General features: G+C 48.9%; 11 protein-coding genes. 6 read left to right on the top strand and 5 right to left on the bottom strand.

Features of this window, described 5'->3' with window-relative positions; genetic code table 11:
• Positions 1-1,311 carry an adenosylmethionine--8-amino-7-oxononanoate transaminase gene (bioA, locus tag ABEA14_RS11835; protein WP_345340220.1) on the top strand — a complete coding sequence of 437 codons (1,311 nt, stop codon included), beginning with the start codon at positions 1-3 and terminating at the stop codon, positions 1,309-1,311.
• Positions 1,312-1,376: 65 nt separating this feature from the next.
• On the opposite strand, the gene ABEA14_RS11830 is transcribed toward bioA, so the two are convergent.
• Positions 1,377-2,093: a hypothetical protein gene (locus ABEA14_RS11830; protein ID WP_345340219.1), complete on the bottom strand. Its 717-nt coding sequence runs from the start codon at positions 2,091-2,093 to the stop codon at positions 1,377-1,379.
• 163 nt (positions 2,094-2,256) lie between these two features.
• Positions 2,257-4,932, bottom strand: coding sequence for a nitrate reductase (locus ABEA14_RS11825; RefSeq protein ID WP_345340218.1), 2,676 nt, complete (start codon positions 4,930-4,932; stop codon positions 2,257-2,259).
• Positions 4,933-5,340: 408 nt separating this feature from the next.
• On the opposite strand from ABEA14_RS11825, the gene cobA reads away from it, so the two are divergent.
• The 5 genes from cobA to ABEA14_RS11800 all read left to right on the top strand — a co-directional run bounded on the left by cobA (position 5,341) and on the right by ABEA14_RS11800 (position 12,609).
• Positions 5,341-6,162, top strand: a complete 822-nt coding sequence (cobA, locus tag ABEA14_RS11820; RefSeq protein ID WP_345340217.1) for a uroporphyrinogen-III C-methyltransferase — start codon at positions 5,341-5,343, stop codon at positions 6,160-6,162.
• Positions 6,163-6,179: 17 nt separating this feature from the next.
• Complete coding sequence (gene nirB / locus ABEA14_RS11815; protein WP_345340216.1) at positions 6,180-8,768, top strand: nitrite reductase large subunit NirB; 2,589 nt, start codon at positions 6,180-6,182, stop codon at positions 8,766-8,768.
• A gap of 11 nt (positions 8,769-8,779) precedes the next feature.
• Positions 8,780-9,115: a nitrite reductase small subunit NirD gene (gene nirD, locus ABEA14_RS11810; protein WP_345340215.1), complete on the top strand. Its 336-nt coding sequence runs from the start codon at positions 8,780-8,782 to the stop codon at positions 9,113-9,115.
• 105 nt (positions 9,116-9,220) lie between these two features.
• A complete protein-coding gene (locus tag ABEA14_RS11805; protein ID WP_345340214.1) occupies positions 9,221-10,690 on the top strand; it encodes a NarK family nitrate/nitrite MFS transporter in 1,470 nt (489 codons plus the stop codon).
• A 62-nt stretch (positions 10,691-10,752) separates the two neighbouring features.
• Complete coding sequence (locus ABEA14_RS11800; protein WP_345340213.1) at positions 10,753-12,609, top strand: bifunctional protein-serine/threonine kinase/phosphatase; 1,857 nt, start codon at positions 10,753-10,755, stop codon at positions 12,607-12,609.
• Here the strand turns inward: ABEA14_RS11800 and ABEA14_RS11795 are convergent.
• From ABEA14_RS11795 to dcd, 3 genes are all read right to left on the bottom strand, one after another.
• A complete protein-coding gene (locus ABEA14_RS11795; protein WP_345340212.1) occupies positions 12,602-13,447 on the bottom strand; it encodes a precorrin-2 dehydrogenase/sirohydrochlorin ferrochelatase family protein in 846 nt (281 codons plus the stop codon). The genes ABEA14_RS11800 and ABEA14_RS11795 overlap by 8 nt on opposite strands.
• Positions 13,448-13,520: 73 nt before the next feature.
• The gene (locus ABEA14_RS11790; RefSeq protein ID WP_345340211.1) at positions 13,521-14,750 is read right to left on the bottom strand and encodes an alginate export family protein; all 1,230 of its coding nucleotides are present in this window, start codon (positions 14,748-14,750) and stop codon (positions 13,521-13,523) included.
• Positions 14,751-15,040: 290 nt separating this feature from the next.
• On the bottom strand, positions 15,041-15,625 hold the full coding sequence (dcd, locus tag ABEA14_RS11785) for a dCTP deaminase (protein WP_345340210.1): 585 nt from the start codon (positions 15,623-15,625) through the stop codon (positions 15,041-15,043).
• Between the last annotated feature and the right edge of the window lie 17 nt (positions 15,626-15,642).

The following is a 15,642-nucleotide window of genomic DNA, read 5'->3' as shown; positions in this document are numbered from 1 at the left end:
ATGCCCACCAATGACAAGATCGACCTTGAATTCGACAAAAATCATCTCTGGCACCCCTACACATCCACCTCAGCTCCACTGCCTTGTTATCCGGTTGTGTCTGCCAGAGGTTGTGAATTGGAGCTAGAAGATGGAACTCTACTCGTTGATGGCATGAGCAGTTGGTGGGCAGCGATCCACGGTTATAACGTTCCCAGTTTGAACCAAGCAGCCAGTCAACAACTGTCTGAGATGAGCCACGTGATGTTTGGCGGCATTACCCACAAACCCGCCACCGAACTAGGCAAGAAACTACTTTCATTGCTGCCAGCGCAGCTCAATAAGTTGTTTTTGGCAGATAGCGGCTCTGTCGCCGTTGAAGTCGCGATGAAAATGGCATTGCAGTATTGGTTGGGAAAAGGAATCACAGGTAAAACACGTTTTCTCAGTTTTAACCGGGGCTACCATGGTGACACGCTTGGCGCCATGTCGGTCTGCGACCCTGAAACCGGTATGCACAGCTTGTTTGAAGGCATTCTAGCCAAGCAATTGTTTGCAACGCCGCCACTCAATGTTACGCAAGGGCCATATCATTCAAGCCAACTCAATGAGTTACAAAGCAAATTGGTAGACCATCACCACGAAATTGCTGCGGTGATCATTGAACCCTTAGTGCAAGGCGCTGGTGGTATGCGTATCTACCACGCCGAAGCACTTAGTGATATCAGAGCGTTGTGCGATGAGTATGGCGTGTTACTGATTTTCGATGAAATTGCCACGGGTTTTGGCCGCACAGGCTCAATGTTTGCGTTCGAGCAGGCGCCAGACAATTCTGCGATACCCGACATCATTACATTGGGTAAAGCAATGACAGGTGGTTATCTCACCCTGGCTGCGACCATTTGCAGTGACAAGGTTGCTAAAGGCGTTTGCGCCAGTGAAGCCGGCGTATTTATGCACGGACCAACGTTTATGGCCAACCCACTCGCCTGCAGTATTGCAAACGCTTCTCTAGACATACTGATTTCCGGGGAGTGGCGAGCACAAGTAGAATCGATCGAACGCCAGCTGGTCGATGAACTTGAGTGTTGCAGGGCACTTGATGCCGTCGTTGATGTTCGGGTAAAGGGGGCGATTGGTGTTGTTGAAACAAAAGAACCTGTAAACGTGGCTGAAATACAGGCTTATTTTGTTGAGAAAGGCGTATGGATTAGACCATTCGGTACACGCGTATACATCATGCCGCCATTTGTGATCAGCAAAGAGCAGTTAAACCTGCTGACTTCGTCGATCTATGAGGCGCTAGCAGCGGGCATAGGCCTTACTGCGTAAGCCAAAACAAACAGCAGGCACTAAAAAAGGGGCTTAAGCGCCCCTTTTCTGATGGCCATTTATCACTATTTGCGGCGAACAAAACCGACCGCTATCAGAGCGAGAGAAAACAATCCAATCATTGCAGGCGCTGGAACTTCGTAAGAGATATCGCCTATGCCGCCAGATCCACCAAATACGACATCAACGCGGTTGAAGTCCATGCCTAATTGCTCGGCAGTAATAGGGTTGATTCTATTGATTGTGTTGTTACCAAAAACCGCGTTGCTTCCATAGGGCCCGGTATTGCCAACCAACTCTTCAAAGCCGACAGTTTCAATCAAGGTGTCGCCATTGTAGAACGAAGCGAAGTAACCGTATTCTTCCGGCCCTTCCACATCTACCAAGACAAAACTGAAGCTTTTAAGATCAAAATCAAACTGAAAGCTCATGGTCAGATCGTATTGCCTGGAGCCTTCATCGTCCGGTGTGTCGATAACATTGTCTTCGGCACCGTTGTCGTTCTCAGCAAAGATTAAAATCTTGCCCATGTCGGTGTCTGTTGGAAGGTTACCGCCAGACCAAGGAGACTCTAGATCATCGTCGCGCGTGTTCGACATATTTGTGTCGAAAGCAATGATATGGTCGAAATCCCGGTTTGGATTGTCTCCGGTCACCGTAACACCGGCAAATTGATCAGTCACAATCTCACCATGTACCAGCGAATCAAGGTCCATGGACAAAGGGGCGGCATTTACAGCAAACGGCAGTAAAAGAGTGGTAATCAGCGCTTTCCGTAACATTTCGACTCGTCCTGTCAATGTGATTAAGCTCAATAATTGTGCAGCGTAACAGTGGTTCTACCACTGCTCAAGCGAGTGTTCGAAAGTTTTACATTGAATACCCAATTACACTGAAGTTGCTAAATTTTCTGACAGTAAACTGCCGTAAATATCACTCTTCGGTTCAGTCCGCCGCCTCGAACAGATTTTCGTCAATAATCTCTTTGAGCTCGGGTACACAAGAACCGCAACCGGTACCTGCGGAAGTACAAGATTTCAACGAATCTAAGTCTTTTGCGCCACCTTTTACGGCGTTACACAACGTTTTGTAGCCAACCTGTTTACACGCACATACTATTCGCCCGGCCGCAAGGCTGCCCTGTGCTTTGCCGCTCATGATACTGCGCATCGCTTCACTACCCAGGGGCTTCTCTAGTAACGTCGATACCCAATCGAAATCGTCACGATCAAGACGTTTGCCTACGATGTAGCAAGCCAATAGTTTTCCTTCTTTGAGTAGCGCCAAGCGATAACTGCCTGTCGCACTATCGATGAAACTTAGTTTTTGATCTGCAGATATACAACTCAGCCTAGCTTCCAACAGACTGGCAATGGTTTCACTACTTTGCAGACTGGCCATTCTATAAAGCAATCCTTGCCCTACTCTCTGATTTACCCAGTATTCACTTTCACTTATCTGCGTATCAGTTTCTGCGGTTATAAAGAGCGCTTCGCTCTGCCGATACCATGGCTGCACTGATACTGGGGTGTATTTAAATTCAGGCTGGCCAGACAACGCATCAACATCTGGAGATACCAGAGCACCGACCCGCGCTCGCGCCGACGTTACCCCCGTCCAATGAATCGGCATAAACAGCTCATCTTCCCTGACACGGTCGGTGACCTGAACCCTAACAAGCGCGCTCCCGTGGGCACTCTCAACATGTGCCAAGCCCTGCTCTTCCAACGCGTACTTTTTCGCAGTATTAGGGTGAACTGAGATAAACGGCTCAGGAATATGCGCGTTTAACTTGGCCGCTAATCCAGTGCGGGTCATGGTGTGCCACTGATCTCGGATCCGGCCGCTATTCAGCACCAGTGGATACTTGCCATCAATGCCAGACGCCGGCGCTCTATATTTTACCGGCACCAACCTTGCGCGCTTACTTGGCGTATAAAAGTTGCCCTCTGCAAAAAAACGTTTGTGCAAGCTCACTTCGCCCCGGGTAGCCATTGGCCACTGGAACGGTGCTAACTGGTCATATTCAGTTTCAGCGAGCCCCTGCATACCACTAATGTCAAAGTCTCTGCTGCCCTCATTTTCATAGCCAGAAAGTGCCGCGTGTTCTTCGAATATCTCCGCAGGACTATTGAAATTGAAGCCTTGTTCAAATCCCATACGTTTGGCGACTTCACAGATAATCCACCAATCTGGCATCGCTTCGCCTGTCGGTGGGACGATCGCGCGTTGACGAGAAATCCTTCGTTCAGAGTTTGTGACCGTGCCAGACTTTTCTGCCCAGCCTCTTGCTGGAAGTAGCACGTGGGCTAACCGTGTGGTGTCAGTGTCTGCGATACAATCAGATACAACGACAAGTTCGCACTGCTTCAGCGCTTGCTTCACTTTGTCTGCATCAGGAAGACTCACCACTGGGTTGGTCGCCATTACCCACACGGCTTTAATTTTGCCTTCTGATATCTGGTCAAACAGATCCACCGCTTTAGCGCCGGGCTGTATGGCCATAGATGGCGCATTCCAGAAGGTTTGAACCTGCGCGATCTGCTGCTCAGTAAACTCCATGTGGGCTGCTAGCATGTTTGCTAGTCCGCCCACTTCTCGGCCACCCATCGCATTGGGTTGCCCAGTGATGGAAAATGGCCCCATGCCAGGCTTACCAATTCTACCGGTAAGCAAATGGCAATTAAGGATCGCATTAACCTTATCGACACCACTGGTCGACTGATTAACACCCTGGCTGTATATGGTGACTGTATTTTCTGTTTCAGCAAAAAGAGCCAGAAACCTATTCAATATTTCCCCATCAAGCCCAAGAATTTCGCAAACGTCTGATAAGTCGCCTAACTCAGGAACATCGCCATGGGCGGCATGCAATGCCTGCTCGGCACCCTCGGTATAGCGTTCTAGGTATTCCGGCGAATGAAGGTTTTGTTTGGCCAGATAAGCAAGCAAAGTATTGAACAACAGCACATCAGTACCCGGCTTAACGGGTAGATGCATATCTGCTATATCGCAGGTATCTGTGCGCCTTGGGTCGATCACAACGATCTTCATGTCAGGGCGCTGCTCTTTCGCGGCTTTGATGCGTTGAAACAACACGGGGTGGCACCAAGCCAAATTTGATCCTGTCAGAACCAGCAGATCTGCCACTTCAAAATCTTGATAACAGCCAGGTACAGTATCTGTTCCAAATGCGCGCTTATGACCCGCAACAGCAGAGGACATACACAGACGACTGTTGGTATCGATGTTTGAGGTACCGATATACCCTTTCATCAGCTTATTGGCGACGTAGTAGTCTTCGGTAAGCAATTGCCCTGACACGTAGAGTGCAACAGAATCAGGTCCATGCTCTTCAACGATCGATGCAAACTTGGATGACACATGGTTGAGCGCCTGTTGCCAGTTAACGCGCTCTCCATTTATAGAAGGATGCAACAAGCGGCCATCCGGAATCACGGTATCTCCCAACGCAAGTCCTTTTGAGCACAAACGGCCGAGGTTAGCTGGATGAGATTTATCGCCTCTGACCGTTACTTGACCATCAGAACTGACATTGGCTTCTACGCCACAGCCCACACCACAGTATGGGCAGGTTGTCTTAATCCAGTTGTCTTGCATCAGGAACTCCATTAATTACGCTATGCTTCAATACTACGCTGCATGCTGATGGTGCAATACTCTTGCCACTATTAAGTGCAAAGCTATAAACCAATAAAAACAATAAGATAGGACTATCCAGCTCACATACCCACAAATTCAAAGCAAATGCCCATGCACATAATTGGCGCTGTTTAGAAGTGCAACAGGGATCACGTTGTGCAGTTCGGTCAATTTTTCTATACCCATACCGGGATAGACCTACTACCCCCATCAAACTAGGGGTTTTATTGGCCAGCCTTAGCAAGAAAAAATAAATCCTATATAAATCATGCGTATAACATTTTTTTAACGTTAAAAAACAAAACTGGCCCCGCGTTTGCTCAATTGCTTCTGAACAAGAAGTTAGATGTTGTATCGGGGGCACCAATGACCAAAGAGACCATTATCAAGTTTGAAGCTGCAACGGGGAGCCAAAAGCCCGTAGGCAAGGTATGGCTTGTTGGTTCAGGCCCTGGTGACGCAGACCTGCTCACAGTGAAGGCGTTGCGCACGATACAAACCGCAGACTTGATTCTCTATGATGCGTTGGTCAGTGATGAGATACGCGACTTGTTTCCCAAGCAAACCGCGGCGCTGTTTGTCGGCAAATCAAAAAATCATCACAGCATTCCTCAGAACGCTTTAAACCAACTTCTGAAAGATAAGGCCCTTGAAGGTTTTAATATCTGTCGCCTCAAAGGCGGCGACCCTTTTGTATTTGGCCGCGGTGGCGAAGAAGCGCTTGAGCTAAGACAGGTGGGTGTCGAGGTTGAAATTGTTCCGGGTATCACCGCTGCCTCCGGCTGTACTAGCTATGCAGGTATACCTCTTACCCATCGCGGCATGTCGCAGGCCTGCACCTTTATTACCGCCCACGGCGAAAGCGGTCTGAATCTGGATTGGCAAAACCTGGCTGAGAGTCAACACACATTGGTGGTGTATATGGGCCTCAGTAAGTTGGCGTTCATTCGAGATCGCCTGACTGGCGCCGGACTTACTGCATCAACGCCGGCAGCGCTTATCTCAAATGGTTGTCGTGATAACCAAAAAACAGTTATCGGCACATTATCAGAACTACCCGAGATGGCTGCTACTCATCAGCTGCCCTCTCCCACGCTTGTGGTTATAGGGGAGGTGGTCACCCTGGCCCCTGCCCTTAACTGGTTTAACGAATTAATCGAATCAGAACAGCATCAGCTGTCAGCATAACTTAGAGGGATCCCGGTATGACTCAGAAAAAAGTCATTGTTGTCGGTAACGGCATGGTTGGTCATAAGTTCATCGATGAACTTGCAAACCATGACCAAGCAGACAGCTATCAGATCACAACCTTTTCGGAAGAGCCTCGTCTGGCTTATGACCGAGTGCAACTTTCAAGCTATTTCTCTGGTGCTACGGTCGATGACCTGATGATGACCAGCGAAGCGTATTACGACGAGCGTAATGTCCGCCACCTGGTAAACCAGCAGGTGGTCTCGATCGACAAAGATGCTAAAACCATCACAACAGACAAAGGGTTGGTGGAAAGCTACGACAAACTGGTCTTAGCCACCGGTTCTTTCCCGTTTGTTCCGCCTATCCCAGGTAAAGACCAAGACCACTGTCTGGTTTATCGAACCATTGAAGACCTGGAAGATATCACCGCGTCCGCTAAAGACAGCAAGATCGGTGTTGTTGTTGGTGGCGGTTTGCTTGGGCTTGAATGTGCCAACGCGCTCAAGAATTTGGGACTGCAAACCCACGTCGTTGAGTTCGCGCCAAGGTTGATGGCCGTTCAGTTGGACGAAGGTGGTGGCAAGCTGCTTCGTCGCAAGATTGAAGATCTGGGCGTTTCTGTTCACACAGAGAAGAACACCACGGAGATCGTTGCTGGCGACACTTGTCGTTATCGCATGAACTTTGCTGATGGCAGCTTCCTTGAAACCGATATGATCGTATTTTCTGCAGGTATTCGTCCTCGCGATAACCTGGCACGTGAGTTCGACATCGAAATTGGTCCACGCGGCGGTATCACCATCGACAATAAATGTCAGACAAGTGTTGACGATATCTATGCTGTTGGTGAATGTGCATTATGGGATGGTAAGATCTTTGGTCTGGTCGCTCCCGGGTATCAAATGGCCAAAGCTGCGGTATCACAAATCACTGGCGGCGATGAAGAGTTTGCCGGTGCCGACATGAGCACCAAGCTTAAACTTCTCGGTGTAGACGTGGCCAGCATCGGTGATGCGATGGCTAAATCTGAAGGTGCTCAGAGTTACACCTTTATCGATGAGTACACGCAAGTGTATAAAAAGTTGGTTGTATCATCCGACAACAAGAAGCTGTTGGGAGCGGTGTTGGTAGGTGATGTAGACGCCTACGGCACACTATTACAGCTGCACCTGAACGACATGGAACTCCCTGACGCCCCCGAAGCGTTGATTTTACCAGCGATCGATGGCGAAGAAGGCGGTGCTGCGGGTCTTGGTGTAGACGCCCTACCAGATAGCGCTGTGATTTGTAGCTGTCACGATGTAACCAAGGGAGATCTTATAGCTGCAGTGCAAGGTGGCGCAGATGATATCGCGGCTCTGAAAGGCGAAACCAAAGCAGCCACCGGTTGTGGTGGTTGTTTAGCGCTGGTCGGCCAGGTAATGAATGCTGAACTGCTTAACCTGGGTGTTGAGGTTAATGACCATATCTGTGAGCACTTTGACCATAGCCGTCAGGAGCTTGCTGATATCGTACGGGCGAAAGAGATCACTTCATTCGACCAACTGCTGAAAGAACACGGCCGGGGGCTTGGCTGTGAAATCTGTAAGCCGGCAGTTGGCTCAATCCTGGCGTCTTACAACAACGACTACATCCTTAAAAAAGAGCATATCGGCCTGCAGGACACCAACGATATCTTCCTGGGCAATATGCAGAAGGATGGTACCTACTCGGTCGTACCTCGAGTGCCGGGCGGAGAGATCACACCGGACCAGCTAATTGCGATTGGTGAGATCGCCAAAGAGTACGACCTCTACACCAAGATCACCGGTGGCCAACGTGTCGACCTGTTTGGTGCCCAGCTGCATGAGCTTCCAACTATCTGGAAGAAACTGATCGATGCAGGTATGGAAACCGGACACGCGTACGGCAAATCCGTTCGAACAGTGAAGAGTTGTGTCGGTAGTACTTGGTGCCGGTACGGTGTTGACGACAGTGTCGGTCTGGCAATCGAAGTTGAGCATAGATACAAAGGCCTGCGCGCTCCTCACAAGTTAAAGTTCGCCGTCTCTGGTTGTACCCGAGAGTGTGCGGAAGCTCAGAGCAAAGACGTCGGTATTATCGCGACGGAGAATGGATGGAACCTTTACCTCTGCGGTAACGGTGGTATGCGTCCTCGCCATGCTGACCTATTTGCCAGTGACTTAGATAAAGAAACCCTTATCAAATATGTAGATCGCTTCCTGATGTTCTACATCCGAACGGCAGATCGCTTGCAGCGTACCTCTGTTTGGATGGAAAACCTGGAAGGCGGTTTGGATTACCTGCGCAAAGTCATTATTGAAGACAGCCTTAACATTGGTGAAGAGCTTGAAGCAGAAATGACCAAGGTAATCGACACCTACCAGTGTGAGTGGAAAACCACCATCGAAGATGCCGATAAGCTCAAGCGTTTCAGTCATTTCATCAATAGCGATGATACCGACAGTGAATTGCAGTATGTGGTTGAGCGAGGCCAACGCCGTCCTGCAACCGAAGCCGAGCGCGCTGAAGCTGCAGATAAAGCAGCGGCAAACGCATCTAGTGATAAGTCGCTCAACGTTGTTGAGCTGGTGGATTAAGGAGAAACATCATGAGCAACGAATCTTGGATCGACATTTGTAAAGCAGGCGATATCGATGCGGGCGTGGGTGTATGTGCTCTCCACCAGGGGCAACAAGTCGCGATTTTCCGCTCAAGCTGTGGCGAACAGTTATTCGCCATCGGCAACTACGACCCTTTTGGCAAAGCCAATGTCCTGTCACGGGGCCTTATTGGCTCGATTAAAGGCGAGCCGGTAGTGGCATCACCACTCTACAAACAACATTTCTCTTTGCGAGACGGTGTTTGTCTCGAGGACACGGCGGTAGTGCTCCCAACCTACCCGGTCCGCGAGATTGAGGGAAGAGTTCAGCTGCAATCCCTCTGAGCGTTTGGCAGGCGGTAACACGCCTGCCCTTTTTTTCGATTCAGATGGCCAACCTCGTTTTCGCGGTTGGGCAGCAAAGTATTAACAATTAGAAAGGAAAACTTCATGGAATCTGGAGCTAAGTTCAATATCTTTTCCTTCACCGGAAAGATGAAAGTACTGCATGCCAGCTGGGTGGCGTTCTTCATCACCTTCGTTGTCTGGTTCAACCATGCGCCTCTGATGCAGGCAATCGCGAACACCCTTGGCCTAAGCCCTCAGGAGGTAAAAACCCTTCTGATCCTTAACGTTGCCTTGACGATCCCGGCCCGGGTTGTCATTGGTGCGCTTACCGACCGCTTTGGTCCACGCTTGGTCTATTCGCTCTTGTTAGCGATCAGCTCAATCCCCTGTTTTGTGTTCGCATTTTCCGACAGTTTTATGCAGGCCGCGATTGCGCGTTTTGCCATGGGTTTTGTTGGCGCGGGCTTCGTTGTCGGTATTCGTATGGTATCGGAGTGGTTCCCTGCAAATGAGTTGGGCACCGCAGAAGGTATTTATGGCGGTTGGGGTAACTTTGGTTCAGCCGCAGCCGCGATGACCTTGCCAACGCTTGCTCTGCTTTTTGGTGGTGACGAAGGTTGGCGCTACGCTGTCGCGTCAACTGGTGTTATCTGTTTGCTTTATAGCTTCATCTACTACCGCACAGTCCGCAATACACCAAAAGGATCTACCTACTTCCGCCCTAAAAATGTCGGTGCGATGGAAGTCACCAGCAAAGGCGATTTGGTTTTCCTGCTTATCATGAAGCTACCAATGTACCTGGCACTGGCACTGCTTACCTGGAAGCTGTCACCTGCTGGAATTGATATGTTGAGCGATGGTGTAGCGATCGGCATTTATGTGGGTTTGGTTGCCCTTTACGTTTTCGATGCTTACAAGGTGCTGCAGGTAAACAAAAACCTGTTTAAAGAGCCGGTACCTGAGATCCACCAGTACAAATTCAAGCAGGTTGCTGTACTGAACATTCTCTACTTCGCAACCTTTGGCTCTGAGCTCGCTGTGGTATCTATGTTGCCACTCTTCTTCAGTGATGTGTTTGGCCTCGACATGGTTTATGCCGGTCTACTCGCCTCTGCTTACGCTTTTATGAATCTGATGTCTCGCCCAGGTGGTGGTTGGATTTCTGATAAGTTTGGCCGCAAAAAAACACTGCTTATTTTAACTGCTGGTTTGGCACTTGGTTACCTGAGTATGGGACTGGTGACATCTCATTGGCCTCTGTGGCTGGCAGTTGCGGCTGCAATGGCTTGCTCGTTCTTCGTACAAGCCGGCGAAGGTGCAGTATTTGCTGCAGTACCCCTGATTAAGCGTCGTTTGACCGGACAGATTGCCGGTATGACGGGTGCTTACGGTAACGTGGGTGCGGTAACTTATCTGACCGTGTTGTCATTTGTTTCTTACCAAACCTTCTTCCTGGTAATTGCAGGCACAGCTGTTGTTGGCTTTATCACACTGTTGTTTATGGAAGAGCCTAAGGGCCAGATGGCAGAAGTAAATGAAGACGGTACCGTAGAGCTTATTACGGTGAACTAAAGCTTTACTTAAATAAAAAATGGGAGGACTTGCCTCCCATTTTTACGTTCAGGACGAACGGTATGCCGCGGGTGCACGGTACCCAAAGCACTTCGTGGGGCATGCTAAAGCACAAGAGCGACGATATCTATCGCCAAATTAAAGCTATACACTCTGAAGTATCGATTGAACCCCCTAGTAGTCGGAGTTTGCTAACCGTGCTAAAAATTGCATTTGCCAGTCATAGCAGTGAAGGCATTAAAGCTATTAATGATGATGCCCTCGGCGTTAAGGTTCCCCATGGAAGTGAACTGGTGCATAAAGGTGCGGTTGCTGTTATTGCTGACGGTGCCAGTTGTTGTACCAACGCGCAACTCGCCTCGCGTACTGCCGTATCCGACTTTATTAACAACTACTACAGCACCCCCGATACCTGGTCTGTTGAAAAATCTGCAACCCGTGTCCTCACGGCACTAAATAACTGGCTTTTTGCCCAAGGGCACCGTGCACTTGATGCAGAAAATAGCCTGATAACCACTTTTAGCGCGGTCATTATCAAGGGCCAGTCCGCACATATCTTCCATGTTGGTGACAGCCGTATTTATTTGTCTCGAGAGGGTGATTTATCACAATTAACTCAGGATCATAGCCACTCAGTCAAAGGTAAAAAGCAGTATCTGACCCGAGCCTTGGGTGTAGACAACAAACTACAGATCGACTTCAAAACAGTAGCGCTTAAAGAAGCTGATAGGCTTCTATTCACCACCGATGGCGTGCACGACGTTGTGCCAGATAAACAACTGTCGGAGCTGATCAATCAGGCATCATCTACCGAGCTTCTTTGCAATGAGATTGCGGAGACCGCAAAACAACAGGATAGCGACGACAACATTACTTGTTTAGCAGTCGATATCATCGCCTTGCCTAATCAAACCATGGAAGAAGCGCAAAGCGCGGTTACCACAAAGGCGATCCCTCCGGTCATGCAACCGGGAAACAAAATTGATGATTTTCGTGTTACCAAAGTGCTGCATAGCAGTACCCGTAGTCACGTATATCTTGTTGAGCCCATCGCCGGACAACATAAAGATACCCAGTGGGTATTGAAAGCCCCCTCAGAGAGCTTTGCCGATGACCCCCAGTACTTGGAGGGTTTCATAAGAGAAGCGTGGGTGGGAGAACAACTGGATCATGAAAATGTGATGCGCTGTAAATCGGCTAGAAGCGACAGTGCATTTCGCTATCACCTCTGTGAGTACGTTGATGGCATAACCCTCAGGCAATGGATGTATGACAATCCAAAACCGGATATGGCGACGATCAGGCCCATTTTGCGGCAAATCATTCATGGATTGAGAGCACTACAACGACATCAAATGGTGCACAGGGATCTTAAACCAGAGAACATCATGCTGCGCTCAGATGGCACGGTTAAATTGGTTGATTTCGGAACCGTTCAGGTAGCTGGCCTTGATGAAATTGAGCGTTTTGATCTTGAAACCTGTCCAGTTGGCTCGGTTGATTATATTGCTCCGGAATACCTGATGGGACACAAAGGAACCTTCCAGTCTGACCTGTTTAGCCTTGGGGTGATCCTCTACGAAATGATCAGTGGCGAGTTACCTTTTAAGCTAAACGATCCCAAGCTAAACCCACCAAAATCACTGGATGCCTGGCATTACATACCACTCTCAATTCGCAAACTGCAAAAGCCTCTTTGGCTCGACCTTGCTTTAAAGAAAGCGGTCTCCCCTCACCCGGCAAAGCGTCAGCAGGCGCTATCCGAGTTTCTACAGGACGTCAGTCAACCGAACCAGGAACTATTGGAAAAATTTGAACAAGCACCTCTGATTGAGCGCAATCCCCTAACCTTCTGGCAGGTGATGTCAGGACTGTTACTAATGATTAATTTGGTCCAGCTGTTCTACTTTCTTAAGTAGTTGATTTTAAAATCAGCGTCATGCCCAATGTATTGGCCGGCTTTTCCAAATACACTTGGGAAGTTTGCCTTAAGCAGTCTTGCCTTAGTAACTCATCAACTTGTTTTAAGTCGTCAAGATCACCAACCACCAGATCGGCGCTGTGCAACAGCTTTAAATCCCTAAGCGTCAAGTCGTCATTCTCACTTGGCAGGGTTAATTGCGCTGTTACGACGCTTGGCTGTGCTCCTTTTAACAAGGTTTGATAAGTGTCTGAGTAAGTGCTGGGATCACTATGGATTGCTACCGAAAAAAATCTCTCCCAAAAGCGACGCCGCTGTGTGGGTTCACTATAGGTTCGCTTAACGTGATGACGATGGGCTGTAGAAAACTCCTGCAGCTGATTTAGCTTGTCTGGTAAAACGGATTGCAGCCGTCTTTTTATCCAGCGCGTGAGCACTGGCGCAGCGCCCCCACTCGCTAAAGCCACCTGGAACTTGCCCTGAGTGATCACCGCAGGACAAATAAAACTGCCTCTGTCGGCGTCATTGACCACGTTGCAGAAAATACCTTTGGTATCACAGAGTTCAGCGACACTCTGATTGACTTGAGAGTTATCAGTCGCCGCAATCACTAAGCGGTGGCCTTCTAAATCAGACGGTTCAAATTGTTTAGCTTGGTAACTAAGAGATCTAGCATCAAAGTAACGCGCCATGCCACCACAATGGGACGGAGCCACCACAGTAACATTGGCGCCCGCAGTTAACAGAGGTCCCACACGGCGTTCGGCGACCGTACCGGCACCAATAACAAGAACTGGTATACCAGATAGTTTCAAAAAGGCAGGATAATAAGACACAAAAAAGCTCCTTAGTTCGATTCATAAACTAAGGAGCCTTTGAGCCAATGGCAAGGCTATTCTTGCTAACGAATTAGAAGTTAGCCGTTAGCTGTAGCCATACTTTATCGGTATCCGTTGCGTGGTCATCCGCATCGTAAGATGCATATTTGGCCAGTACGCCAAAATGCTTGTTGATCTTGTAGCTAGCTACCAAATCAATTTCAGTACCGTAGTCAGTGCTGCCCTCATCTGACTGGAAGTCATGATAGAACGCCGCCAATTTTACGCCAGCGACTGCGCCAGCCACTTTAATATAGGTATCCTGAATGCCGTCTGGTGGTGTTACCAGGAACTTATCAGCAAAACCCTGGAATTTATGCAGTGTCGCCAGTGGTGTTTTGAAGCTCACGCCGTCATCAGCACCCAACACTTCGTAGCCTACGCTTACGGATACTGGCGCGAACTTAACAGAGCCTTCGACCGTGTAGTAGTCAGCTTCATAGCTGTTAGGGTTGTCGCCGGTGTCTTCCTGCATCGCATACGCGGCTTTCAGACCCAGTTTAGTAGTATCGCTCAGCGCATATCCGCCAGCATACTCGATACCGATAGTGTTACTGGAAAGGCCGTCGTTGTTATCGAAGTCCAGGTAGTAATCGTAAGCGGTAAACTTACCAATAGCGCCTGCATCGTATGTCAAACGCGCCGCTCCGATGTTACCGTGCAGATCTGAATCTGCGCCATCTGGGCCAAAGATACGGTTAACGTTCCAGATGTAGCTAACATCAGCGCTTAACGCGTCTGTGAATCCATACTCCACGCGCGCACCATCATAAGTCTGCTCATTCTGACGCCAGGCTACACCGCCCATAAAACGCTGGCTGCCGTGGACAATACGTTGACGACCAAACGTCACCGTACCAGATTCAAATCCGCCATACTTTAAGAAGGCTTGGTTCAAATCGGTGCCTTTCGGATCAGCAACCACTGGATACTCGGTCTTACCGTTCTCAGTGCTGTTAAAATTGTCGTTGCCAACTTCTGAAACGTGATCAGCTTCCACACCAACAACAAAATCTCGAATGGGTGCGGTAGTGAAGGTAATACGCGACTTAAGCGTGCTTGCATTGGCATCCTTATCTTTACCGTCCTGATCTACAAACTCGTAGCGATAGCGAAAGCTAAGCTTTGTTTTACCTTCAGTGACACCCGTAGCAATCTCTTCGAGCAAGTCTGCGTGTGCCGGTGCACTGGCCAGGCCAATAGCAATAGCTAGTGGGCTAAGCTTCGCAACTGTCGTTAGCTTTGATTTGATGTTTTGCATTGGTAGAACTCCCTTATAAACAAAAAGTTACATAACGCGATTCGATTTAATCGTTCTTTTTTCGCGTGCAATCCCCAATGCGGCGTTAACCGCTTATTAGTTTTATGTGACAGTTATGTGAAAGCAGAAGCCGTGCCAGAAGTTTGATCCAGCTCAAATTGGATAAGATGTATATGAAAAATATCTCTAAGGGGGTAACACTTATTTGCAGGATATTAAAAAAGCCAGCATAAGCTGGCTTTTTTGGGCCCCAAGTTGGGGTAAATGACGGTGTTTAGAGAAGGTAAAAACTACTTGTCTTCACTGATTCGAGACGCCACTGCACTTTGTTGATCCTTATATTTGGCATCAACACGTTTGTTGTATGGGCGTGCAGCAGGCGCAGTTAATGTTTCAAAATTAAGCGCACCAATTTTCATCTTAGGACGCAGCGCCAATGGCAGCTTTCCGCTGTTATAAAACTCCAACACGATGCGGCCCGACCAACCCGGATCGATGCGATGCGCAGTCACGTGAACCATTAAACCCAAGCGAGCCAGTGAAGATCGGCCATCGAGCCAGCCGACAATATCGGCAGGCAGTGTTACCGATTCGTGCGTTACTGCAAGCGCTAGCTCTCCTGGATGGAGAAAGAAGGCGTCGCCGTCAGCAATGGTGATCTCTTCACTCATAACTCGCTGCATGGCAGCCTGTACTTCTTCACGAGGACCACTCAGATCGATATAAGGCGCGGTGTGATCATTAAAGGTTCGGAAGGTGTTGCCCAGCGTCACATCGACACTGACGCCACTAATCAACTCCTGCGATGGACGAGGATCAATAACGATCCGCTCTTCATCTAGATAGCGTTCAATATCTGTGTCGCAAAGTCTCATCTTTTTTCCTTCCTTAC

Source organism: Corallincola platygyrae (genome assembly GCF_039544265.1).
GTDB classification, from domain to species: Bacteria; Pseudomonadota; Gammaproteobacteria; order Enterobacterales; family Neiellaceae; genus Corallincola; species Corallincola platygyrae.
The sequence above is the reverse complement of the archived record's forward strand: the minus strand, read 5'-3'. Positions and strand labels throughout refer to the sequence as shown.

Bases quoted from the DNA above. Each gene is read 5' to 3' on its own strand.
- dcd (WP_345340210.1), bottom strand. From the start codon at position 15,625: ATGAGACTTTGCGACACAGATATTGAACGCTATCTAGATGAAGAGCGG.
- ABEA14_RS11800 (WP_345340213.1), top strand. From the start codon at position 10,753: ATGCCGCGGGTGCACGGTACCCAAAGCACTTCGTGGGGCATGCTAAAG.
- bioA (WP_345340220.1), top strand. From the start codon at position 1: ATGCCCACCAATGACAAGATCGACCTTGAATTCGACAAAAATCATCTC.
- ABEA14_RS11830 (WP_345340219.1), bottom strand. From the start codon at position 2,093: ATGTTACGGAAAGCGCTGATTACCACTCTTTTACTGCCGTTTGCTGTA.
- nirD (WP_345340215.1), top strand. From the start codon at position 8,780: ATGAGCAACGAATCTTGGATCGACATTTGTAAAGCAGGCGATATCGAT.
- nirB (WP_345340216.1), top strand. From the start codon at position 6,180: ATGACTCAGAAAAAAGTCATTGTTGTCGGTAACGGCATGGTTGGTCAT.
- cobA (WP_345340217.1), top strand. From the start codon at position 5,341: ATGACCAAAGAGACCATTATCAAGTTTGAAGCTGCAACGGGGAGCCAA.
- ABEA14_RS11805 (WP_345340214.1), top strand. From the start codon at position 9,221: ATGGAATCTGGAGCTAAGTTCAATATCTTTTCCTTCACCGGAAAGATG.
- ABEA14_RS11825 (WP_345340218.1), bottom strand. From the start codon at position 4,932: ATGCAAGACAACTGGATTAAGACAACCTGCCCATACTGTGGTGTGGGC.
- ABEA14_RS11790 (WP_345340211.1), bottom strand. From the start codon at position 14,750: ATGCAAAACATCAAATCAAAGCTAACGACAGTTGCGAAGCTTAGCCCA.